14 protein-coding genes and 2 CRISPR repeat arrays are annotated in these 22,912 nt (G+C 68.9%); of the genes, 5 read left to right on the forward strand and 9 right to left on the reverse strand.

Annotated features, from left to right (window positions below; all coding sequences use genetic code 11):
• Window positions 1–144 precede the first annotated feature (144 nt).
• The 4 genes from PYS65_RS06510 to PYS65_RS06525 all read left to right on the forward strand — a co-directional run bounded on the left by PYS65_RS06510 (window position 145) and on the right by PYS65_RS06525 (window position 4,836).
• Window positions 145–1,008, forward strand: a complete 864-nt coding sequence (locus tag PYS65_RS06510; protein WP_279332827.1) for an adenine nucleotide alpha hydrolase family protein — start codon at window positions 145–147, stop codon at window positions 1,006–1,008.
• Entirely contained in the window at window positions 1,005–2,279 is a 1,275-nt protein-coding gene (locus PYS65_RS06515; RefSeq protein WP_279332828.1) for a DNA cytosine methyltransferase, read from the forward strand. The genes PYS65_RS06510 and PYS65_RS06515 overlap by 4 nt, the downstream gene beginning before the upstream one ends.
• A complete protein-coding gene (locus PYS65_RS06520; RefSeq protein WP_279332829.1) occupies window positions 2,279–3,409 on the forward strand; it encodes a DnaB-like helicase N-terminal domain-containing protein in 1,131 nt (376 codons plus the stop codon). The genes PYS65_RS06515 and PYS65_RS06520 overlap by 1 nt, the downstream gene beginning before the upstream one ends.
• Before the next feature lie 62 nt (window positions 3,410–3,471).
• On the forward strand, window positions 3,472–4,836 hold the full coding sequence (locus PYS65_RS06525) for an SPDY domain-containing protein (RefSeq protein ID WP_279332830.1): 1,365 nt from the start codon (window positions 3,472–3,474) through the stop codon (window positions 4,834–4,836).
• A 39-nt stretch (window positions 4,837–4,875) separates the two neighbouring features.
• Window positions 4,876–5,391: direct repeats of the CRISPR family, unit length 28 nt; unit sequence GGAACACCCCCGCGTCGGCGGGGAGGAC.
• Window positions 5,392–5,408: 17 nt separating this feature from the next.
• On the opposite strand, the gene cas2e is transcribed toward PYS65_RS06525, so the two are convergent.
• The 9 genes from cas2e to PYS65_RS06570 form a co-directional block, all read right to left on the reverse strand.
• Window positions 5,409–5,726 carry a type I-E CRISPR-associated endoribonuclease Cas2e gene (gene cas2e / locus PYS65_RS06530; protein WP_279332831.1) on the reverse strand — a complete coding sequence of 106 codons (318 nt, stop codon included), beginning with the start codon at window positions 5,724–5,726 and terminating at the stop codon, window positions 5,409–5,411.
• Window positions 5,726–6,676: a type I-E CRISPR-associated endonuclease Cas1e gene (gene cas1e, locus PYS65_RS06535; RefSeq protein ID WP_279337879.1), complete on the reverse strand. Its 951-nt coding sequence runs from the start codon at window positions 6,674–6,676 to the stop codon at window positions 5,726–5,728. The genes cas2e and cas1e overlap by 1 nt, the downstream gene beginning before the upstream one ends.
• A 56-nt stretch (window positions 6,677–6,732) precedes the next feature.
• Complete coding sequence (gene cas6e, locus PYS65_RS06540) at window positions 6,733–7,383, reverse strand: type I-E CRISPR-associated protein Cas6/Cse3/CasE (RefSeq protein WP_279332832.1); 651 nt, start codon at window positions 7,381–7,383, stop codon at window positions 6,733–6,735.
• A complete protein-coding gene (gene cas5e / locus PYS65_RS06545; protein WP_279332833.1) occupies window positions 7,380–8,138 on the reverse strand; it encodes a type I-E CRISPR-associated protein Cas5/CasD in 759 nt (252 codons plus the stop codon). Before cas5e ends, cas6e begins: the two co-directional genes overlap by 4 nt.
• Before the next feature lie 8 nt (window positions 8,139–8,146).
• Window positions 8,147–9,274, reverse strand: coding sequence for a type I-E CRISPR-associated protein Cas7/Cse4/CasC (cas7e, locus tag PYS65_RS06550; RefSeq protein ID WP_279332834.1), 1,128 nt, complete (start codon window positions 9,272–9,274; stop codon window positions 8,147–8,149).
• A complete protein-coding gene (casB, locus tag PYS65_RS06555; RefSeq protein WP_279332835.1) occupies window positions 9,271–9,924 on the reverse strand; it encodes a type I-E CRISPR-associated protein Cse2/CasB in 654 nt (217 codons plus the stop codon). The genes cas7e and casB overlap by 4 nt, the downstream gene beginning before the upstream one ends.
• 107 nt (window positions 9,925–10,031) lie before the next feature.
• On the reverse strand, window positions 10,032–11,621 hold the full coding sequence (gene casA, locus PYS65_RS06560; protein WP_279332836.1) for a type I-E CRISPR-associated protein Cse1/CasA: 1,590 nt from the start codon (window positions 11,619–11,621) through the stop codon (window positions 10,032–10,034).
• A gap of 620 nt (window positions 11,622–12,241) precedes the next feature.
• Window positions 12,242–15,127 carry a CRISPR-associated endonuclease Cas3'' gene (locus PYS65_RS06565; protein WP_341483670.1) on the reverse strand — a complete coding sequence of 962 codons (2,886 nt, stop codon included), beginning with the start codon at window positions 15,125–15,127 and terminating at the stop codon, window positions 12,242–12,244.
• A gap of 158 nt (window positions 15,128–15,285) precedes the next feature.
• Window positions 15,286–20,133: direct repeats of the CRISPR family, unit length 29 nt; unit sequence GTCCTCCCCGCCGACGCGGGGGTGTTCCG.
• Between the two features lie 328 nt (window positions 20,134–20,461).
• The gene (locus tag PYS65_RS06570; RefSeq protein WP_279332838.1) at window positions 20,462–21,145 is read right to left on the reverse strand and encodes a DUF6308 family protein; all 684 of its coding nucleotides are present in this window, start codon (window positions 21,143–21,145) and stop codon (window positions 20,462–20,464) included.
• Between the two features lie 517 nt (window positions 21,146–21,662).
• On the opposite strand from PYS65_RS06570, the gene PYS65_RS35105 reads away from it, so the two are divergent.
• Window positions 21,663–22,067, forward strand: a complete 405-nt coding sequence (locus PYS65_RS35105) for a helix-turn-helix domain-containing protein (RefSeq protein WP_423836071.1) — start codon at window positions 21,663–21,665, stop codon at window positions 22,065–22,067.
• Window positions 22,068–22,912 lie beyond the last annotated feature (845 nt).

The following is a 22,912-nucleotide window of genomic DNA, read 5'->3' on the forward strand; positions in this document are numbered from 1 at the left end:
TTGTCGCCGTCATCTCCTACACACTCCGTACGCAGCGCTGAGCGCCGGCCCCCTCTCCCCACCATCTCACCGTCAGGACTTCCCATTTCCGCCACTCCGCAGTTCCGCGCCATATCGCTCGGCGCGGGAGCCCAGTCCAGCGCCATGCTCGCTCTTTCCGCCGAAGGCATCCTCCCGAAGGTCGATTACGCCATCTTCGCCGACACAGGTTGGGAACCGGCTGCTGTATACAAGCACCTCGACCGCCTGGAAACAGAGATAGCCAGGTCCGCCGGAATCCCTGTGCTGCGCGTCTCCTCCGGAAACATTCGTGACGACGCCCTCGACCCGAATCACCGATTCGCCTCCATGCCTCTCTACATCCTGAACCAGGACGGGAAGCAGGGCATGACCAGGCGCCAGTGCACTGGTGAGTACAAAATCAAGCCGATCAAGAAGAAGGTCCGCGAACTCCTCGGATACCCCTATCCACAGCGCATCCCGAAGGATGTGCTCGTCGAGCAGTGGATCGGCATTTCGACGGACGAATTCCATCGCGCCAAGGACGCCGACGTCCGCTACATGAAGAACGTCCATCCGTTGATCGAGATGGGTTGGTCCCGTAGCGACTGCACCCGTTACCTGGCTTCGCTCGGCCTCGCGGACACACCGAAATCGTCGTGCCTGGGATGCCCCTTCCACGGCAACGCGCAATGGCGCCACATCCGCGACACAAGCCCCGAAGAATGGCAGGACGTCGTCGAATTCGACGCCGCGATCCGAAAGGGCAACGCCCGCGCCAACGCCACCGGCAACAAGCTGCTCGGCCAGGCATTCCTTCATCGCTCACGCGTACCCCTCAGCGAGGCACCGATCGACCACGTCACCGCCGCCGAACGAGCAGCTCTCCAGGACGAGCTGACGGACGTGTACGAGTTGGAGCACGGCGTGGCCGGCGGGTGTTCGCCCTGGGCATGCCGGGGAGAAGTGGACGCGCCGGCACAGGACGACTTCGGGCTGACCTCTTGATCCTCGACCTGTTCGCCGGACCGGGCGGCTGGAGCCACGCCCTGACTGTGCTGGGTGCTCGGGACGTCGGCCTGGAGTGGGACAAGTGGGCCTGCAAGACCCGTACTGCTGCTGGCCAGTTGACCATCCGGACGGACGTGGCCCTGTACCCGACGTGGCCGTGGGTCGGCCGAACGTGGGGGCTGATCGCGAGCCCGCCGTGCCAGGCATGGTCGATGGCCGGCAAGCGCCTGGGTCTGGTGGACCAGCCGCTGGTGCACCGAGCCGTCGCAGACCTGGCCGCCGGGCGGGACACCCGCGAGAAGCTGCTGGCCGCCTGCCGGGACGAACGCAGCATGCTGGCCGCCGAACCGATGCGCTACCTCCACGCCCTGAATGCGGTCGGCGAACCCGAGTGGGTCGCCATGGAGGAGGTCCCCGACGTCCTGCCCTTGTGGCGGCAGTACGCGGCAGTCCTGCGCCGTTGGGGCTTCTCCGTCTGGACGGGCATCCTCAACGCCGCCGACTACGGCGTCCCCCAGACGAGACGGCGGGCGATCCTCCTCGCTTCCCGTATCCGTACAGCCCAACCGCCCGCGCCCACCCACGCCCACGTCGCCGAACCCGATTCGCTGTTCGGTCCGGGCCGTGCCCGGTGGGTCAGCATGGCCGAGGCCCTCGGCTGGGGAGCCACCGACCGGCCCGTCCCCACCGTCTGCGCCGGCGGCGGACCGGGCGGAGGCCCCGAGCCCTTCCCCTCCGGCTCACGTCAGACCCTCGCCACCGCCCGGGAGCGAGGTCTATGGCGCCCACAGACGGTTCCCACGGAGGTGGTGCTCGAACCCCAGCCCCGCGGAGCGAGCTGGACCAAGCGGCACGGCACCCGTTCAGTCACCTCCGCAGGGAGCCCGGCGCCCACGTTCACCAGCAAGGCCACCCACTGGAAGTGGGCGCTGCGCAGCAACAGCCAGGCCAACGCCACCGTCCGGCCGCTGGACGAGCCCGCCGGGACCCTGTTCTTCGGGCACCGCGCGAACGAGTGCACCTGGGTCGCCGAACCCGTCAGCACCCCGCCCGAGGACGAGCCTCAGACGGCCCCGGAGCCGATCCGGATCACCGCCCAGGAGGCCGGCATCCTGCAGACCTTCCCCGCCGACTACCCCTGGCAGGGAAACAAGGGCCAGCAGTTCTCCCAGATCGGCAACGCCGTACCCCCACTGCTCGCCGCCCACCTCCTCGCCCCACACCTCCGCGTGCCCCTCAACCTCGACGACTTCACCCTCGCCGCCTGATGCTCCCCGACCACGCCCCCGACGAGGACGACGGCCTCGACACGCCGCTTCCACCGCAGCCGGTGCACTACGCCGAACAGGCCCTCCTCGGCGCCCTCCTCCTGGAACCCCACCGCCTCGCCGACATCACCGGAGTCGGCCCCGACTCCTTCTCCCACCACGCTCACGGCGCCCTGTTCGCCGCGATCCGCTCCCTGCCAGCCCCCGACCCCGGCCGGCACGCCGAAGACGCCGGCTGGCTGACCGCGGTCCTGACCACCGCCCGCGAGCAGACCCGCGGACTGACCGCCTCCTACCTGCACACGCTGGTCCAGATCTGCCCACGGCCCAAGCACGCGCCCGCCTACGCACGGATGGTCGAGACCGACCACGCCCGCCGTACCCTGCGCTTGCATGCCCACCGCCTCCAGCAGACCGCGACAGACACCACGCTCCACCGGCCCGTCTCCGCGACCCTCGCCGAAGCCGATGCCCTCGCCCGCTGCACCGACGGCCTCGCGGCCCGCTTCCCCGCACACCCCGGTTCCCTACCCCGCACGCCGACACCACCGCCCAGCAACACACTCGGCGACCGCGACGAGGAAACGCTCGACGAAGAGCGGTCACTACTGGCGACCGCGACCGCACACCCCGCAGAAGCCGAGCAGATGCGCTGGCTGACCGCACAGGACCTCACCCACCCGCTCCACGCCGGCCTGTGGCAGTGCCTGACCGCCCTGACCCGACGCGGCGCTCCCGTCGACCCCGTCACCGTCCTGTGGGAGGCCCAGCACAAGCGCCTGCTCACCACAGAGATCACCCCCCGGGACCTGCTCGACCTCCTCGACACACCACCCAGCGGATCGCCCCATTACTGGGGTGAACGCATCCTGAAGCGCGCCGTCCTCACGACCGCACATCGCATAGGCACACGCATCGCAGCGTTCACCGACGATCCGGCGACCACCCCGTACCAGCTCGTCGTCGGCAGCCGCCGTGCACTGGCGGATCTCGCCTCGCTGCGCACCCGCTGGGAACGGGCCAACCACCCCACGCCACCAACCGGTCCCGCCCACTCCCGAACCTCACCCCCGCCCCGGGCGGGCGCACCACCGGTAACAACCCCGCCCTCCCCTCGCATCTCCCGCTGACCTCTACCCGCCCAGGGCCAAGGCCCCATGGCCCGACCCCAGGCCGAATCGAGCAACTCGCCTTGACGACACCGTCCATCGACGCACACGTCCGCCTCGGCACCCACCCCTCCCATCGCAGCGCCGTCGTCGCCACCGTCTCCGGGACCGCACGACACATCGCCCACGCCCACCTGAGCGTCCGCGGCTTCGAGAGCGTGGACGAGCACACGCTGGTCATGGTCCGCATCGACCATGAGGAGCCCTACTGGGCGGAACGGGCCGCCCAGGCGCTCACCGCCGAAGGCATCAGCACCGAGATCGCGCCTGGCCTGCGCGAAGCCATTGACGAGGAGTGGACCTGGGCCGACTACCCCATGCCCTGGTGCACCCGCCAGGAGATCCGTGAGAGCTCAGACGAAGCCCAGAAGATCTACGACGACATCCGTCACGGTCGCCTCGTCATCCATGCCCACGCCGACGACAGTGGGACCGTGGTCGCCGTCGGCTCCTACCGTGACGGCAGCAGCGTCGCCCTCCACGGCGAGAATCACCTGCGCACGATCACCGAGACCTTCGGCTCACCCGCTGAGGCTCTCGCCGACTTCGAACGCCTCCACGGCGACACCATGCGCCCCGGGCCCGCGCCCATGACCGACGTCGAGCGCCAGGCCGCCGAAGCCCGCAGCACGCTGCACTCGCCAAGCCCACTGGAACCCGATCCCGCCACCCAGCGGACCGAGATGGTTCCCGCATACGCCGCCGACCCGGCGGACCACAATGCTGCCCTCGACGAGTTCGTCACCGAACACGACGACTGGGAGAAATGGCGCACCTGGTCGGACGGCACCACCCACCTCATCCACGAGTCACAGACCTTGCGGGCCGAACTCGTCCACGAAACGAATCCCCGCGAGACCGCCTGGACCTTCGCCGCCTACGAGACACCTGTCTCCGACCGCATGTGGCACCTCACCCTGACCGGCACCACCCCCGCCCCTCTGCTGAAGACCCTCCTGAGCAGGCTCGCGGAAGGCGACGCCTGGGAAACAGCCATCGGCAGCCCCACCACCGAGAAGACCGTCACCGAAGCCACCCGCCCCCTCACCGACGCCGGCTGGAAGCACACCATCGAGGGCCGATGGATCCGCTGGGAGACCACCCCAGGCGACGCCGGCGTCCAGTTCGACGCCTTCGCCGCCCAGAACCCCAGCGCCCTGCCCACCTGGACGCTCTGGGCCGGCCCCAGCATCGACCGCCCCACCTGGGCCCTCCACGCCTCGCCCTACACACCCGCCCCGCTCCTGGCCAGCCTCACCGAGGATCTCGCCCACGGCACCGGCACCCGCATGAAGCCGGCAGCGCCCCACAGACCCGCACGACTCAAGACCACTCCCACCGGCCTCCCGCAGGCCACCAACCCACACGCCGCCAGCCGGAGCCTGTGACGACCCAACTGAACCGCGCGGATGGACCGCTGCAGGTCCGGAACACCCCCGCATCGGCGGGGAGGACACGAGGGGGTGAATCGTGGCTGAGCGTCTCACCGGAACACCCCCTCGTTGGCGGGGAGGACGGTCCTCCGCTGACCCCTGGCCCCCTCTCACCCGGAACACCCCCGCGTCGGCGGGGAGGACGCCACCGCCTTCCGGGTCGCCGCCGTACTCTGCGGAACACCCCCGCGTCGGCGGGGAGGACGGCCGCGCTACCGGCCGGGGGCGTGGACGACGCGGAACACCCCCGCGTCGGCGGGGAGGACGCCTTGGCCGCGTCGTACATCTCCTCGCGTGCCGGAACACCCCCGCGTCGGCGGGGAGGACGCGACGGCCGGGGGTGGGCAGTGATTTTCGACCGGAACACCCCCGCGTCGGCGGGGAGGACTTCCGCAGGTCACGGCGCAACCGTTGGAGTGTGGGAACACCCCCGCGTCGGCGGGGAGGACCGCCATTCCTCCATCACCTGGTCCCGGGTCGCCGGAACACCCCCGCGTCGGCGGGGAGGACACTTTGTGACCTGCGATTTAAGGAGGGCTTTGCTCAGACTTTACCTGAGGGGTGGCTGTCATGCGGATAAGGGTGAGGCCGTCGAAGTCGATGGGGACGCGGCGGCGGGTGCCTGCAGTGCGGATGGCATAACCCTGTTCTGTGGGAGCCGGGTGGACGAGGACGGCGGCACCGTTGCCAACGGTTTCGGTGACGGCCTGCCAGAGTTGGTCGCGTACCCGGGCGGAGACGGTTCCCACAAAAATTCCGGGTACAACTTCGCTGGTCCACCGGCTCAGGGCGCCGCGTAGGTGGTCGGGGACCGCTGTCGTGGCGATCACCAGCATGGAGGGCATCAGTCGCCCCCTGACGCGTAGTTGACGCCGGCTGGCAGGACGCCTGCCTTGGGGTCCCACAGGTGGACCATCTCGACATCACGTCGCTCGGAGCGGCTCTCGGTGTCGGCATCGGCTCCGGGGGCGTCTGTGCGCGCTGGTGTGAGAAGAGCCAGGACGTCCTGGACGATGCGGGGCAAGAGGCGCAGCAGCCGGAGGTCTTCGCGGAAGCGGCGTCGCGCTTCCTGCTCGGGGTTGGTCGACTGGTGGAGGGCGAAGGCGAGCGGCAGGGTGATTTCTGCCTTGTAGAGGTCGGCGATGTCGTAGACGAAGGCGTGCTGCGTGCCTGCGTGGACGAAGCCGAGAGCGGGTGAGACGCCGAGGGCCAGCAGCGCTGCGTGGACTATGCCGTACAGGCAGGTGTTGGCGGCGGACAGGGCGAGGTTGACGGGGTCCTGGGCGTGCCACTGGTCGGGGTGGTAGTTGCGGCGGAAGCGACCGATGCCGTGCTGCTGGGCCAGGATCTTGTACAGGGCTTTCATGCGCTGGCCCTCCATGCCGCGCAGTTGGTCCAGGGTGACGGTCTGGGGGAGTTTGTCGTCCTGGAAGCGCATACCGTACATGCGGATGGCGACGTCGAGACGCCGGGCGGGGTCGGCCCAGGTAGCAACCTGCTGTTCCAGCCAGTTGGTGGTGAGGGAATCGGGCAGGACGGCCGCGTAGGCGCGTACGCCTCCCGCTCCGACGCAGACGACGCTGGTTCCGTGGCGGGCGAGGGTGGTCAGGGCCGGAGTGGTGATGGACACACCGGGGCCGAGCAGCAGGCAGGAAAGAGCGGCGGTGGGGATGTAGACCAGGTCGGTCCGGTGGTCCGGGGTCTGGATCTGTGCGCAGACACCGGTGTCGTCCTGGACGACACGGACCATGTCGAGGTACAAGAACGACAGGGAGTCGGCGACGCGGGGAAGCATGGCCAGTGTGGGGGCGGCAAGGCGTCGGCGCGCGTCACCGCCCTTCTTCGGCGCGCTCACGGCACGTTTGCCGGGGCGAGGCTGAGGAGGCCGGCGCCGTAGGGTTTGCCGCGGCCGATGCCGTTCAGGATGGCTTGCGTCAGGGCTTCTGCGTCGGTGACCGTGGCGGTGCCGTCGTACCGCAGGAGGCTGTGCCGCATCGGCGCGGCTCTCTGATCTCGAGGGCGGGCGGGGGCCAGGTGGGTGGGTGTCAGGACGTGGAGGTGCAGCCCGGCGTCGGTGGCACGGCGGGACCACCACTGGTCGGCGTCAACGCCGGAAAGGGGGACTATCCTGCCGCGCTTTTCCTTCTGGTCCAGTGGTAGGCGTTCGCGTTTTACGGGGTTGAGGACGATGCGGTAGCGGACGGTGAGTCCTTTACGCAGCGCGGCGAACATGGGGGCCAGGCTTTTGACCTCGGTGTGACCGTATCCGGGGGGAAGGAGCGCCGGGTCGAGGTGTGCGGACTGGACGAGGAGGGTGCTGGAGGTGTCGGTCTCCTCCAGCCGGTACAGCAGTCCGGCCTGGTGGCGCGGTGAGTCGCCCAGCCCGTCGGGGACCATCCTCATCACGGTGCGGTGCATCTGGGTGGCATCACGCAGATCGCGGTGGACGGCGCGGTGGTGCGGGTTGAGGTGGATGCGTGCAATCACCGGGTGGTCGTTCATGCGCTTTCCTCGGTCCGGGCGTAGTGAATCAGTCGCCGCAGCAGGGTGTGCTGAGGGCCGGTCAGGGCCCAGGGCAGGTACTCCGTTGTCCGGTACAGACGGCGCATACGGTGGGCGCGCCCGTGCTGGGAGAAACTGACCGGAGCATCGTTGATGTCAAGGGTGTCGGACCATGACGCGGACGCCCCGGATGGTGGGTCTTCACGCAAGAAATCCACCGCGACGGTGTCGTTCTCAAGGTCAGCCGGGGTGCTGAGACTGAGCGGAACCCGGGTGCGCAGTTCCTCTTCCGGGTCTTCGACATAGCCGCGCAGGACGAACGGTTCATCCGGCACACAGGAGCGCCGGCCCAGATAGGGGGCCCAGTGTGGACGGCGCAGCGCGGCAGCCAGGCCGGTGAGGATCTGCTCCGGGCCGGAGACGGCGACGACGAAAACGGCGTCGGACAGGTAGTGGCGTCGGGTGATCACGGCGGCGCCCTTGTTGCTGCCGCCGCTGGTCGCGGCGGTGCGCGCCTTGGGCAGGCCGCCGCCGACGGTGTGGTAATCGACGGCCCGTGTCCCCTGGCGGTCGATGCGGACGGTGATCCGCAGGCTGTCGTAGCGGCCGAGTCGTCCGTCGTCGCGGCCGATTCCCTCCGCGGCAGCGAACAGGCCGATGAGCGCCGACCGGGTGGGAAACGACGCGGTGTCCCGTACGGCCGTGAACGCGGAGCGTTCCCCCCACGATTGCAGCGGTCCGGCCAGGCGCAGCACGAGTCCGCTCACTGCTGTTCTCCGGACTGGGGAAGGGCGGCTTCCACGGCAGCCTCGATCAGCTCGTCGTAGGAGTCGTGCGCATCACCCAGGCCGGTGAGCTGCTCGTCGGGAGCGATGGTGGCATGGCCGTGGAATCGCCTGCTGCGGTTGCCGGTGAGGCGGTTGATTTCCTTCGTGTACGAGGCGAGGGCCAGGCGGGACTTCTGGGAGAAGCCTCCCAGCGGGTCGGCGGTCACCGGGGTCTCGAAGGCGGCGGCCAGGGAGAGCGGGCGGTGCTCGCGTACGGCGAGATAGGCCAGGTCGGGGAGAGTGTGCGGGGCGGTACTGTTGCGCTTGGCCTGGGGCAACGAGAGCAGGAAGTGCTCAGCGAAGGAACCCAGGACGGTTCGGGCGGCCTTGGCATCACCTTCCAGGTTCTTCACCAGGTCGGTGATGTTGACGGTGGCGTAGCGGTAGAAGACGCCTGCGCTGAACTCTGCGGTGTCCAGGTGGCCGCTTCCTGTTTCGGCCTCGCCCAGCCAGTCGTCGACGGCGGTGAAGTAGTCGCGCTGCGGCTCTGCGGTGTGGGTGGTGAAGGCGTGGGCGACCTGGGCGGCGCCATCGACGTTGGCATCGGGCAGTTCCGCCAGCATGCGTCCGAGCAGGCTGATGGAGGCGGTGCGCCGCTTGAGGATCTCCTCGATCCGGGCGGTGGGCAACAGCTGTCCCGGCTTCTTCGCGCCCTGTCCCTTCTCCAGCGCCTCGCGGTGTTCACCGCACACGGCGGCCAGTTCGTCGATGGCGGCTTCGGGCAGGAACAGCAGGACCGAGGTGTGCCCCTCCTTTTCCGTCCCGATGCCCTTCTTTCCCGCGCTGGCGGCGACCTGCGCCCCGGCGAACGCCGCCAGCTCCTCCGGCCATCCGGCCCGCTCCAGGGCCTGCTTCAGTTTGACCGGCACCATGCGGGTGCGGGCGGCCTTCTCGCCGAGGTCCTGCTCGACACCGTGCCGGATGACCCGCTTCCAGGACTGGCTGGAGACCCGGATGCGGGGCGCGTTTCCGTAGCGCACCTGCTTGGGGGAACCGAGGTCGTCCCGGTTGAGGTTCGCGGCCGGCACCGACTGCAGGGCGCTCAGGTCCAGGTAGAGAGTCATCGCTCGTTCTCCTCGGTCGGCTCAGGGGTTTCGGGGTGGTCGGTGTCGTCGGGTGCGGGCTCGGCGGTGGTGGTACGGAAGTAGCTCTCGAGCCAGGCAGTGGCGATACGGTCGCGGTCGCGGTTCCACCAGGAGAGGTCCTCCAAGAGGACCGCCCAGTCCACGGCGACGCCACCGCTGAGCAGCTGCCGGGTCAGGGCAGGCAGCCCCGGGTGGATGGCATCGGTGGACTGCCGGGACATCAGATGCAAGGCGCTCTCGGCGGTGGCCGGTTTGAGGACGCCCTTCTTGACTGCCTGACCGAGCGCGAAACCGAGGTTGGCACGCGCCCTCCGACCGCCGGCCCCACCGCTGCGTGCAGCATCGCTCGCCGGCATCTCTCGGGCGGTACGGGGGCGGGCGGCGATCAGCGCGGCGACCGCGTAGTGGGCTCGCCTGGTGTCGGAGTGCACGTCTTTGTTGGCGTCGGACATCCACGGCACGATGTAGCGGTGCAGGTAGTTGCACCGCTCGACCGGCAAGCCCAGCCCTCGGCGCAGTTCAGCCCTGGCCCGCTTGGACTCGCACAGGCCGTGGACATACACCACAAAGCGTTCGGACGGTCGTGTCGGTTTCTCCGGCGGCGCGGACGCCGAGGCGGAAACAGTCATGGCACATCCCTGGTAGGACGATGACGGAAACAAAGAAGAAGAAGGGGGAGGAAGGGCGATCGGATGAGTTCAATTAGCTCGGGGCCTGCTGAGCTGGATCGACTGGATCAGGCCGCTTCGGTCTCGGGCAGAAGCCTGAGGAGAATGGCGCGGGCGCGGCTACGGGCCCGCGCCACCCGGATGTCGGCGCGATTGACTTGTCCGATCGCCTCGTCCAGCGCGGCCAGGGCCGCCTCGACGAACGGGCGCTCGATGGCGGCTGCGGTCTGCTCCGGTGAGACCAGTCGCCAGAACTCCCGTTCAGCGGAGGGCCAGTAGCGGGACAGTGCCGCCGCTGCCCACGGTCCAGGTTTACGCTGGTCAATCCTGACCTTGCCCTTGGGGGAAGCGTCCGCTTGCGCGTCGGTGGCGATCCGCCAAGCGACCTTCGCGGCGAAGTCGAGCCGAGAGCCGGCATCTTCGGCAACGCGGTGACAACGACTCACGTGGTACGCCATCTCCGCGTTCGACTCCTCCTGCCACTGCAGCACGGGCGGGGTCGTCGACTGGAACCAGACGCTGTCCTTCTGCTGACCGTCCTGCTCGAATCCGTAGGCCCGCACCCGCAGCGTAGGCAGCACGCTCTTGGGCAGGTCCTCCAAGCCAGGCGGTCGCTGCGCGTCCTGTCGGCTGTCCTTCAGCAGCAGGGAGTCGATGTCCCGCCACAGTGCTCGCGCACCGTCCGCCTCGCGCGGCTGGAATGCCCCGTCCTTTCGGCGGTCAAGGATCTGGTAGGGGTCGCGCGCCTCACGAGCCGTTTCATGCGTCGACCATGTGATGTAGGCATCACTCACCGACCGGTGGTCGGCCGAGGGCACCAGCAGTACGGCGTGGCGGAACCGACCGGTCAGCAGCCCGCCCGGCCATGTCATGGCAGGAAGTGGTTCCATCGGGGCGTTCAGCTCCGCCTCCCACGGGCAGGCGTCCCGCTCCTCCCAGTCCACCTCGGCCTGCGGACTGGGCACGGCCAGTACCAGGCTCGTGAACAGCTCCGGCGCCCAAGCAAAGTAGGACACGGACTTCCGCAACGGTGCCGCATCACCGCTGCCGGCCCGTACATCGGTGATCCGCCGCGGTGTGCACTGGCCCGAGGGGCCGAAGTACAACTGCGCGATCAGATGCCAGGCCGCCTCGTGCGTCGGTACCGGGACTGGCGCCGTGTCCGTGAAATGTCCGAACAGCACGGCTCCGTTGACCCCAGTCGGCCGCCCCATCACCAGCTTGTTCACGCCGGAAGAGTTCGGTGCTCCCTTCGCATCCACGCACTGTGCGGCCAGGCGCGGATCCTGCAGGAACGGCCGCTCCTGGTCGAACAGGTCGAAACAGCCTGCCGGAACCTCCTTGTCGAAATAGGCATCCACCACTTCCGGCTCGAACCGGCCACGCTTGAGTACCCGCCGACGCAGGAGGTGCCAGTCTTCGATGTCTTCCGCAACGCCCGTGTCATCAAGGCGAACACCTGCGTTCTGTCCGATCCTCGCGGTGATCGCGGCCAGGATGCGCAGCAGACCCGCCGCCGCTGGCGGTACCGGCAGCAGCAGATCCTCGATCTCGTGTGCCCGCTTGAACAACTCCCGCAGCCCCAGCCGTACGGACCCCCCGGTCAGTAACCGCACCGGAATCCACGGCTCGTCCCGCAGGTCGAACCCCCCGCTCACGGCCTCACCCCTCCTCGGACAACACGGCTCAGTACAGCGCTACAGCACAGCAGTTGACACCCGGCCAACCCCTTGCCTCGTGCTCGACATTGAAGCACCCGACACTGACAACGACCCACAGAACAACCGTTATGGGACGAGCAGTGCACAGTCAAGGATGTTTCGCAGATACATCCGCAAGGTGGGATGGCAGGGGCGTTCCAGAGGGGGGAGACACGATTTGCGACAGAGCAAATACGTACTGTAACGTCGCCGCGCCGACGGCGCCCTGCCGGCGGTTTCCACCGAAGTCGCCAAAGGAGAGTCATGCAGCAGTCCGTGTTACCGACCTCGTGGAGTCAGGCTGCCCCGTGGGTCGTTGTCATTGCAGTGATCATCATCGTGGTCGGCCTGCGTCCGGACCCGACCACCGTCGGAGCGTGCAGCGCGTTGCTCCTCGCCACAGCTGAGGCGTACCGTCGTTTGACAAGTTAGTTCGCAGGCAACTGGCCGACTGCCGCACTGACCGAAGTCTCGTTCCCCGCCGCGGTGGGGGTGCTTCAGTGGGATGGCACGGGCGGCTCAGCCTTTGAGGTTCCTCCCCGCCGATGCGGGGGTGTCGGCGCTGAGCTGGTCTCCGCTCAGCGCCGTACGAGCCCGAGATCTTCGTCCAGGTACAGCAACTTGCCGCTGACGGAGACAGCTTGGTGCTCACCGTTTCGTACGGGCTGGCACAGGATGCGGACCTCGCCCAGCATCGGATGCTCCGCCCATGACTCCGGAGGGCTGAGCGCTTCCGCGTCTTCACCCTGAAACCAGTCCGCGCGCACCGGAATGGTGCGCCGCATCACCGCCCGTACCGCGGCGGCGGGCATCCTCTGCCCCGTCCCGGGGTCGGGGATCGGGTCATCACCGGCGAGGTCGAGAGTCCTTCGCCCGTCGGCATGAATGTACGCATACAGCAGCCGCAACGACTTCGCTCCCAACCGGGTGGCAGTCTCCCACTCGTCCTCTTCACCGGGAAGGCTGTGCAGGGCATGCAGACCCTTCACGCTCCGTGCCCGGCAGACGGCGATCAGACCGGCCTGACCTCGTTCGGCGATCTCCTTCCCGCGATAGGCGTTCCAGGCCGCAGCGTGTAGGCTTCCGGGGTTGTCCCAGTCGAACTCGGCGCTGTCTCCATGCACCGCCTCGACCAACTCTTGAACATCCCCGGGAATGGAGACCGACCCGCCAGGGATGTCACCCAGTTTCGCCGATGTCGCGGTGAGAAGGAACTCGTCGTAGACCTCGCCCCACTGCTTGGGCACTCCCCCACCGTCGGTCAGCGGATCGAGCACGACAAGACGCGGTGCGCGCGCCCAACCCGGGCGACCGCGTCCGCCCGGGTAGCCGTGCCGGGCCCACCAGTTCTCGTGGCGCCAGCACCGGCCGGCCCTCTGCAGCAGCAGAGCCAGCGGAGCCAGGTCACTGATGACGATGTCGGCATCCAGGTCGAGTGACTGTTCGACGACCTGTGTAGCCACCACGATCCGGCGGACCGGCCGTGGCCCTGAACGCCCCATGCCGTCCGTGACCTCCCGGGTCTTCGACTCCCTCACGTCGCCCGGGAAGCGGGCGTGCAGCAGCTGGACGATCCCCCCTTCGGTATGGGACCGGTCGTCGAACCGCTCGCGAAGTCTTTGATACGTCTCCTGCGCGTCACCAACCGTGTTGCAGACCACCAGGGCGCTGCCGCCCTCGCCAGTGCTCACCGGTTCCACCAACCGCTCGATGACCGCGAGACGGTTTCGCACGCCGCCCGCACCGCCCGCGCCGTGAACCACCGGCTCCACGGAGACGCTCAGATCCATGCTCCGCTCGGCTGCCTGCTCACTCCGCTGCGGCTCCGACATCTGCGTGCTGCGAGCGCTTTCACCGTCCACGTACAACCAGCCCGGGTACGGAGCCGGAAACGTCCGCTTGCCGAGTACGCCCTGCTGGTGTCCGGCGCCTTGCAGATACTCCTTGATCAACCGGTCGCTGACCGAGACGGGTAGCGTGGCCGACAGCAGGACGACCGGAACACCGTAAGCACCCAGCCAGTTCAGCAGACGCCCCAAGAGCACCTGCATGTACGGGTCGTACGCGTGCGCCTCGTCCACGATGAACGTCTTGCCCGTCAGCGCCAGCAATCGCAGCGCGTTGTGCCGCACCGGCAGTACCGACATCAGCGCCTGGTCCACTGTCCCCACCGCGAACTGCGCGAGCAGCGGGCGCTTGGGCCCACGCAGCCACTGCCGCGGACGCATGTCGGTTTCCGCCCGCTGCCGCCCCGCCCGAGCCTCGTCTCCATCACAGGTCAGCACGCCCTGGCCGGCATCCAACCTCTCATCCGAGTAGGCGGTGTTCAGCCACGCCATGCTGTGCACAAGGGTCAGCCCCGCGTCCTCGCCCGACTGTCGTCGCAACGTCGCCGCGATCCGCCCGTACATCTGATCACTTGTGGCCATGGTCGGCAGTAGGAACGCAAACCCTTGTGTACCGAACGCGCGGGACAGCACTCGCTCCGCTTCCAGAGCCGTCTCGCTCTTACCATCCCCAGGGGCAGCCGTGACCAGCAGGATGCCACCCGGACCCCCGGAGCCTACCGCCGACGGCAACTCCTCCATGACCGAGCGCTGCAGTGGATTGGGCTGCCCCTTGATGCCATACGCCTCGGTGAAATCCGTGCGACGCAACCGCACGGGCACCAGTCCCGCGTCAGCCAGTAGTCCCGCAGCATCCGTACAGGACCGGGCGAAGTGCGCCGCCAGCGCGGGTTCCAGGTTCTTCTGCCGACGCCGAAGGTAGTCCTCCTGGCTGACCAGCCAGTCCGCGAGGATGACCACCCCTGTCACCAGAACGGCCGGCGCCGCCTTGAACGACTCAGGGGCTGCAGGAGAACCCAACAGGTCATGCACTGCGGAGGCGTGCGCCGCACGCTGCCGGGCCCAGAGCGCCCCTCCCAGGAACGGCGAGCCGTTGCCACCCTCGTTGCGATAGAACCGGCCGTGGTGACCTCCGATGATCTCCGCGACCCTTTCCGCCGCCACGGTCTCCCCGTCAGCCTCGAAACCCAGGATCGTCAGCACATCCGCAGCCACACGCAGGCCGGCCACGTCGTGACCACACCGCTCCGTGGTCATCTTCTCGCGGTCCTGACGAAGCGACGGGCTGAGGTGCTCGGTGCCGTGGCGGGAGCAGAACTGAAACCCGGAGAGCTTGCCGATGTCATGCATCCCGGCACACAACCCGACCACCGCGCGCGCCCTGTCCATCTCACCAGCGAGCCCCATTCCGCCCGCGATACTGCGTCGTTGATTGTCCGAGAGGTACACATCCCACAGGTGCAGTGCCATGGCGGCAGTGTCAAGAAGATGTCTGACCAGCGGGTACGGCGGCAGCGCCGGATCCAACCCGCGAGACTTCCCCCACACCGACTCGTCCGGCTTCTCCCCAGCCCCAGTCGACATGCCCCAGCCCCTCCCGCATCGCGACCACACCATCCCATATGTCCCACAGATCCAAGCACACGCCACTGACAATGCCCGGGGAAAAAGGGCGGCTAGAGTGACCGCGTGAACCATCACCTACCTCACTCCCCCGAACCCGGATCGCTGGCAAAGGGACGGCAAAGCCGCTCGTAAGTGCCTGGTCAGGAAGCGTCCTCCCCGCCGACGCGGGGGTGTTCCACCGGACGTATGCGCGAAATAGCAGGTCAGGCCGTCCTCCCCGCCGACGCGGGGGTGTTCCGCTCCATCAGCCGTGCCCACCCGCGCGGACCGAGTCCTCCCCGCCGACGCGGGGGTGTTCCGGTGGTGATCAACCAGTCCAACCAGGTCTACAGGTCCTCCCCGCCGACGCGGGGGTGTTCCAGAGTTGGTCTCCGTGCACCGGCAGTACACCGAGTCCTCCCCGCCGACGCGGGGGTGTTCCGTGTCCGCCGGGCAGCAGCTCGCCGCCGCCCTCGTCCTCCCCGCCGACGCGGGGGTGTTCCGGATGGGGAACCTAACTTCCAGCACTGGAAGAGGTCCTCCCCGCCGACGCGGGGGTGTTCCGTCGAGCTGTACGGGCAGTTGACCAGCCAGTCGGTCCTCCCCGCCGACGCGGGGGTGTTCCGACACTCGGGACCGAGGCGCACGCTGCGGTGGCGTCCTCCCCGCCGACGCGGGGGTGTTCCGGTCGACGGCATCGCGCTCACCCAGGGGCAGCAGTCCTCCCCGCCGACGCGGGGGTGTTCCGGATTCCGGGGGCAGGGCGAGTTCACGGAGCAGGTCCTCCCCGCCGACGCGGGGGTGTTCCGCCTCGAGCCCCCGCCACGCCCGGCGGGGGCTCGTCCTCCCCGCCGACGCGGGGGTGTTCCTGTTCCCCGCCCTCTCCCTCATGGAGCGCCACCGTCCTCCCCGCCGACGCGGGGGTGTTCCGTGGCCGGCTGATCAGGCCGCGAGGGCGAGGGCGTCCTCCCCGCCGACGCGGGGGTGTTCCGCGGATCGGTTGGCCGACCGGGAACGAGTCCGCGTCCTCCCCGCCGACGCGGGGGTGTTCCGATTCAGCAGATGACGGTCAACGGCACCCCGGTGTCCTCCCCGCCGACGCGGGGGTGTTCCGACGTGTACGGGGCCGCCAGTTCGAACATCGTCGTCCTCCCCGCCGACGCGGGGGTGTTCCGACCGGCGACAGGATCGTCGACCACAGCCAGGTGTCCTCCCCGCCGACGCGGGGGTGTTCCGGCGTGGAAGCGGACCCGCGCGGACGTCGAGGTGTCCTCCCCGCCGACGCGGGGGTGTTCCGCGGACGCTGCCGACGATCGGGTCGTCGCAGCGGTCCTCCCCGCCGACGCGGGGGTGTTCCGTCCGGGCACCCTCGCCACTACTGGAACGCTGCGTCCTCCCCGCCGACGCGGGGGTGTTCCGGGCCGCTGACCACCCAGCCCGTCCACCACTCCGTCCTCCCCGCCGACGCGGGGGTGTTCCGGTCACCGTGCCCTACGCGCTCCCGGCCGGGGAGTCCTCCCCGCCGACGCGGGGGTGTTCCGCGGCCGGCGAGCCGGACCACGCCACCGTGGCGGTCCTCCCCGCCGACGCGGGGGTGTTCCGTTGCCCCCCATCACAGAGCTGATGGAGCAGTAGTCCTCCCCGCCGACGCGGGGGTGTTCCGGCTCATCCCCCTCGCCACACACTGCTTCACCCGTCCTCCCCGCCGACGCGGGGGTGTTCCGACCGTCGGTGATTTTCTGAAGGCGCGTCACGGGTCCTCCCCGCCGACGCGGGGGTGTTCCGTCGACGACGAACTCGGGCCCGGCGTCAGGACCGTCCTCCCCGCCGACGCGGGGGTGTTCCGTTGGAGGACTCTTCGCTGCTGTGCTTGATGGCGTCCTCCCCGCCGACGCGGGGGTGTTCCGAGGTCGAGTTGGTTGCCGAGGGGTCGGTTGGCGTCCTCCCCGCCGACGCGGGGGTGTTCCGCCTCGCTGGCCGCCGTGGAGGGCGCCGTGTACGTCCTCCCCGCCGACGCGGGGGTGTTCCGGTGCGAACTGTTTCCCCGACGAGACCTTGGTGGTCCTCCCCGCCGACGCGGGGGTGTTCCGCAGGAGCGCAGCGTCATGCGGGCGTGGCTGCTGTCCTCCCCGCCGACGCGGGGGTGTTCCGTAAGGGGTGAGCGATGCCGTTCGATCTCGGCGGTCCTCCCCGCCGACGCGGGGGTGTTCCGCTGCTGAATCCTCAACAACCCCTCCCGCTCCCGTCCTCCCCGCCGACGCGGGGGTGTTCCGCTGTAGCCGATGTCGGACCAGCCGTTGCCGTCGTCCTCCCCGCCGACGCGGGGGTGTTCCGCGCTGGAAGTCCTCGGGGAGGGTCCGGACGGAGTCCTCCCCGCCGACGCGGGGGTGTTCCGGTGAGGGCGACGCGGTGGCCGGTGAGGTGCCAGTCCTCCCCGCCGACGCGGGGGTGTTCCGGAGACTTCGGGTACCTGCAAGGCCTCGCGCGGGTCCTCCCCGCCGACGCGGGGGTGTTCCGTAAGTAAGCCGCCTGACCCCGTGCCCGCACGAGTCCTCCCCGCCGACGCGGGGGTGTTCCGGCATCGTCGACGTGCTCCGTGCCCGCACTCTCGTCCTCCCCGCCGACGCGGGGGTGTTCCGTGGATGATCTGCGCAGGCAGGGAGGCGAGCGCGTCCTCCCCGCCGACGCGGGGGTGTTCCGATCGTCAGCGAGTCGACGCCGCGGCGCATGGTGTCCTCCCCGCCGACGCGGGGGTGTTCCGAAGGCTGTTGCCGCCCGGGTGGTCGCCCTCGGGTCCTCCCCGCCGACGCGGGGGTGTTCCGATCGTCACGGCCACAGCGTGTGACCCGTGCCCGTCCTCCCCGCCGACGCGGGGGTGTTCCGGCCCAGCCGAGGATGAAGATGGTGTCGAAGGCGTCCTCCCCGCCGACGCGGGGGTGTTCCGTAACGGAGTGTAGTCACCCAAGGGGTCACAGAGTCCTCCCCGCCGACGCGGGGGTGTTCCGTCCTGACCGGGATAAGGCGCGTAAGACGGAGTGTCCTCCCCGCCGACGCAGGGGTGTTCCGGACGCGCAGTTCCTCGAGAGCCGTGAGTTCCAGTCCTCCCCGCCGACGCGGGGGTGTTCCGTACTCCAGGAAGAGCCCGAGTACGTCATGGCCGTCCTCCCCGCCGACGCGGGGGTGTTCCGTAGGCGATGAGGATGAGCGGCCAGGCCATGGCGTCCTCCCCGCCGACGCGGGGGTGTTCCGCCGTAGGCCTTGCCCAGGCGGGTCAGGGAGTCGTCCTCCCCGCCGACGCGGGGGTGTTCCGGAGCGGTACGGGCCGACGCCGTCCGACACCCGGTCCTCCCCGCCGACGCGGGGGTGTTCCGCCCGGCGTGGGGACGGTCGTGGCGGACCCTGCGTCCTCCCCGCCGACGCGGGGGTGTTCCGCCCGGCGTGGGGACGGTCGTGGCGGACCCTGCGTCCTCCCCGCCGACGCGGGGGTGTTCCGCCGACCGTGGACCTGTCCCGGCTCGTCACCGCGTCCTCCCCGCCGACGCGGGGGTGTTCCGCGCAGGTCGTCACGGAGCCCGGCATCTACCCGGTCCTCCCCGCCGACGCGGGGGTGTTCCGTGCTCCCGGGCGGCCGCCGACTTGCCGGACCCGTCCTCCCCGCCGACGCGGGGGTGTTCCGTTCCAGGATCACGTCAGGCTGACTGCTGCTCAGTCCTCCCCGCCGACGCGGGGGTGTTCCGCGACTCGGCCGCGCGTTCGCGGCCCAGCGAGAGTCCTCCCCGCCGACGCGGGGGTGTTCCGCGGATCACGAGGGCGCCGGTGACGACGATGCCGTCCTCCCCGCCGACGCGGGGGTGTTCCGGCGAGGCGTCGCATTCCGGGTTCCTCCCGTTTGTCCTCCCCGCCGACGCGGGGGTGTTCCGGTAGGGACACATGCCTGAACCGAGGCAGTACAGTCCTCCCCGCCGACGCGGGGGTGTTCCGCAGGTCAGAGGGGTGTCAGGGCGTTGACCTGGGTCCTCCCCGCCGACGCGGGAGTGTTCCGGTCTTTACCTTGTCCATCTCGATCTCGAACAGGTCCTCCCCGCCGACGCGGGGGTGTTCCGAGCACCATGAGCCCGACGTACAGGAAGCCGTCGTCCTCCCCGCCGACGCGGGGGTGTTCCGTCGCCCGAGCTGCACACCCGCACCGCGGACGGGTCCTCCCCGCCGACGCGGGGGTGTTCCGACGCCGGTCCAACTGCCTTGGCCAACGCCGCGGTCCTCCCCGCCGACGCGGAGGTGTTCCGCACTCGACAGCTTCCTCTTTCAGCTCACGGCCGTCCTCCCCGCCGACGCGGGGGTGTTCCGGCGGCGCTGGGGGCCGGTCGACTTGCCCGCCCGTCCTCCCCGCCGACGCGGGGGTGTTCCGAGCAGGCGCAGCACTGGGCCGATCTCGACGAGGTCCTCCCCGCCGACGCGGGGGTGTTCCGAGGGAGGGCCCGCCTTCCCCGGCGGCTCCATCGTCCTCCCCGCCGACGCGGGGGTGTTCCGAGCTACGCGCGGCTGGTCGACACCCCGTGCAAGTCCTCCCCGCCGACGCGGGGGTGTTCCGGCAAGGCCCTCAACGCGGTCCTGCCCGCGGTCGTCCTCCCCGCCGACGCGGGGGTGTTCCACACACCGAACAGCTCCAGCTCCCCGCCGGCGTGTCCTCCCCGCCGACGCGGGGGTGTTCCGCAGTTCGACCGGCTTTTCCGTGTAGTGGATTCGTCCTCCCCGCCGACGCGGGGGTGTTCCGTGCTTCGTCTCGTCGTTGCGGACGACCTTCCGGTCCTCCCCGCCGACGCGGGGGTGTTCCGAACCAGGACGGTTTCAGGATCTTGGTCATCTTGTCCTCCCCGCCGACGCGGGGGTGTTCCACAGACCAACCAGTGGGAAGACGGCGACGTCTTGTCCTCCCCGCCGACGCGGGGATGTTCCACGAGTCGGTCCCGACACCCCTGCAGGTCCGGCGTCCTCCCCGCCGACGCGGGGGTGTTCCGGCCTACTTGGTCGCAAACGGTCAGGGCTGGGGGCGGGCCGTCGGGGCCCGCCGGTATCCCCTCCTCGGCTCGGTGATCAACAACACTGAGCCGAGGCGGAAGAGGTGCGTCGACTCAGAGAGGCAGCACAAGCCGACGGGTCTGGCTAGTCTCTTCCGGGACAACTGGCCCCAACGGAGCCGACTGGCAGAACGCCCCGCCCACGGCAGTCACGCAGCATGCCTACGGCAGCGGCGGTGTCATTTCCCGCTGGCCGTGCCGACTGCAGTCCTTGGACGGAGTCGTGCGAGTAGCCGTGCTGCGGGGCCGTCCGACTCCACCTCTGAGTTCAGCTCGTCGCTACCTGACCCTGCTGGCCTTGATACATCCAGGCGATGACGTCGAACACACGCAGGACGCCGATGTCCTCACCGACACCCGCCTTGCCGCGGAGACGGACCAACTGATCATGGAAGGCGCCGTTGTCCGCCCGCAAGGCCGCAGCCAGCGCGGCCCAGAAGGAGTGGTCCCTCTTCGGTCGCTCAAAGAGCTGCTTGATGCGGGTGTCGTAGATCGGGATGAGGTGGGGACGCTTGCGGGCCAGCAACTTTCCTGCGATCGCCGGGCCGCTACCGTCCGGCTTGCCGGGGTACTGCTTGCTGCTGGCAAGGCGTTCCCACAACTCCCACGCCGGCCCGCCCTCCTCCACGAGCACATCGCTTACAGGGTTCTCCAAGCGAGCGTCACGAGGGATGAGCGACAGCAGGCGCGCCCAATGCCCATCAGGGTCGGACAGCAAGTTGATAGCCCCGTGTGGCTCAAGGGACACGCTGAGCGTGGTGATGGCCACCAGGTCGTTGCTGTCGAAGCGGCCCGCGACGCGGTGGGCGTCCCCGCCCCCGCCCAGGCGCTCGAAGTACGCGCCGGAATAGAACAGGTCACCACTTGGGCGTCGCCGGGTGAAGTACTCGACCAGTAAGCTCACTGCCTTCTCGTCGTCCCAGTAGATTCCCGGGATTTTCAATTCGAACACCGAGAAGCCCCCAATCCCTCTGCGACCAGTGATGTGTCGGTGGACAGTACACCATCTGAGACCATGCGGATACCCAGACGGAAGTCGCCGACAACGCAAGACACGGGGCGAGCGCTATAACAGTCGGCCACCTGAGTGGAGGCAGATGGGTGCAGACAGCTTCGAAGCAGAGCAACATAGCGCGAGACTGCCGGTTAGCCAAACCGGCGATCCCGCGGATCATTGATGGTCCACCGCCACTACTGCCCGTACGTCGAGAGGGACCCCCAAGACGGCCATCAATCCAACGCGTCGCGCGTCTGTCAGCGCTCTGCGCTGCACAGCTCCTGCGGAACAGATGCCGCGGTCGCTCAAGGTCCCTTGAGGCGCGTAGCTGCATCCCCATGCCGCCCACTCGGCTGGGGGCCGAGTTCTCGCATCCCGAGTATGCCTGGAATGAAGTCGACCTGCAGCGAGGGGCCACTCATCAACACCGACCTCAGCACACGGTGCGAGGCACTCACCACCATTTGCTGTTTTGATCAACTTCAGGTGGAACCCTTGGTCCACTGACCCGCATCAGGCATCGACACCCCAAGTTTCCGGCAGCTTCAAACCCTATCGGCTGGACGCAAGAAGCACCGTCTCAAAAACTGGAGAATCCGAATTGCACGGACATAAAAATGAGGTGCAGGAAACCCGATACTGCCCTATGCACATCCGCGCCACCTGGGACGGAACGGGGAGCGTGGCCGACGCCTCCAGGGCATTGGGATTCTCGCGGGCGAAGGGTTATGACCTGGTTCGCCGCGGGGAGTTCCCATGTCGCGTGCTGCGCATCGGCCGTACGACGCGTGTCGTCACCGCGTCCTTGCTCCGCGTGCTGGAAAGCGGAGAGCCGGAGTACAACGGCGCCCGCGCCGGACAACAAACGCTGCTGTAGCCCGCTGCGCGCAGAAGCCCCGCCGGGATCCCGGCGGGGCTTCTGCGTATCACGGGAACCCCCTACAGCGGGGCCTACAGGAAGGCGGACCGCATTGTGGCACGACGGCCCTGACGCCCCCGGTCAGGTCCCGGGCTACGGGCAGCGTTCGGCAGCGGGCGACTTGTAGCGAGACACCCCGCCCACCAGACCAGCGGAGCGATGCGATTGCGCGGTGAAGAGGGCAACATTTTGGCGGTGACGCATGGCAGGCTGGCAACCGCCGTCTCCGGCAATGCCGTGGCGGTCGCTCCAGCGCTACAGGCACCCCCAAAGGTGTTGAAATTTGCAAGAGTGAAGATTACGGCCTGGTCGGTCGAGAAGCGTTCCCGGGCCGCATGCTGCGCATCGGCCGTGAGAGTCGTATCGTCTCCGTCTCCTTGCTTCGGGTGCTCGAGAGAGGAGGACCCGAGTGCGACGGTGTTCGTGGCAGACGCTCAAACCCACCTAATCAGAAGCCCCGCCGAGCCGCACCCACGGGGTTTCTCGTCGAACGCCGCTGTCACACAGCTATCACGAACTGGGCGGGCTCTGCCGGATCAGGAGGCTCTGACCTGCGATTTCGTGCCCGCGCTGGACGGGCGTAGACACCCTTGGACGGCCGTTACAACCTGTGCCAGGTGGTACCCAGTGAGGGAGCCAGGATCAGGACAGGTGCCTCTTCCGGCCCGTCGAAGCGGTATTGCAGGGTGTTCGGTGGTGTCTCACTCACGCCCCAAACTCTCTCACGTGTCACGAGCTGTCACACGGCTGGGGAAAAACCCGGCGACTCCCGCGCCCGGCAGCGCCACACCGCCGGCGCTGGC

Origin of the sequence: Streptomyces cathayae (assembly GCF_029760955.1) — a bacterium.
GTDB classification, from domain to species: domain Bacteria; phylum Actinomycetota; class Actinomycetes; order Streptomycetales; family Streptomycetaceae; genus Streptomyces; species Streptomyces cathayae.

Bases quoted from the DNA above. Each gene is read 5' to 3' on its own strand.
- cas7e (WP_279332834.1), bottom strand. From the start codon at position 9,274: ATGACTCTCTACCTGGACCTGAGCGCCCTGCAGTCGGTGCCGGCCGCG.
- cas2e (WP_279332831.1), bottom strand. From the start codon at position 5,726: ATGCCCTCCATGCTGGTGATCGCCACGACAGCGGTCCCCGACCACCTA.
- cas1e (WP_279337879.1), bottom strand. From the start codon at position 6,676: ATGCTTCCCCGCGTCGCCGACTCCCTGTCGTTCTTGTACCTCGACATG.
- PYS65_RS06565 (WP_341483670.1), bottom strand. From the start codon at position 15,127: ATGGTGTGGTCGCGATGCGGGAGGGGCTGGGGCATGTCGACTGGGGCT.
- PYS65_RS06520 (WP_279332829.1), top strand. From the start codon at position 2,279: ATGCTCCCCGACCACGCCCCCGACGAGGACGACGGCCTCGACACGCCG.
- PYS65_RS06510 (WP_279332827.1), top strand. From the start codon at position 145: ATGCTCGCTCTTTCCGCCGAAGGCATCCTCCCGAAGGTCGATTACGCC.
- casB (WP_279332835.1), bottom strand. From the start codon at position 9,924: ATGACTGTTTCCGCCTCGGCGTCCGCGCCGCCGGAGAAACCGACACGA.
- cas6e (WP_279332832.1), bottom strand. From the start codon at position 7,383: ATGAACGACCACCCGGTGATTGCACGCATCCACCTCAACCCGCACCAC.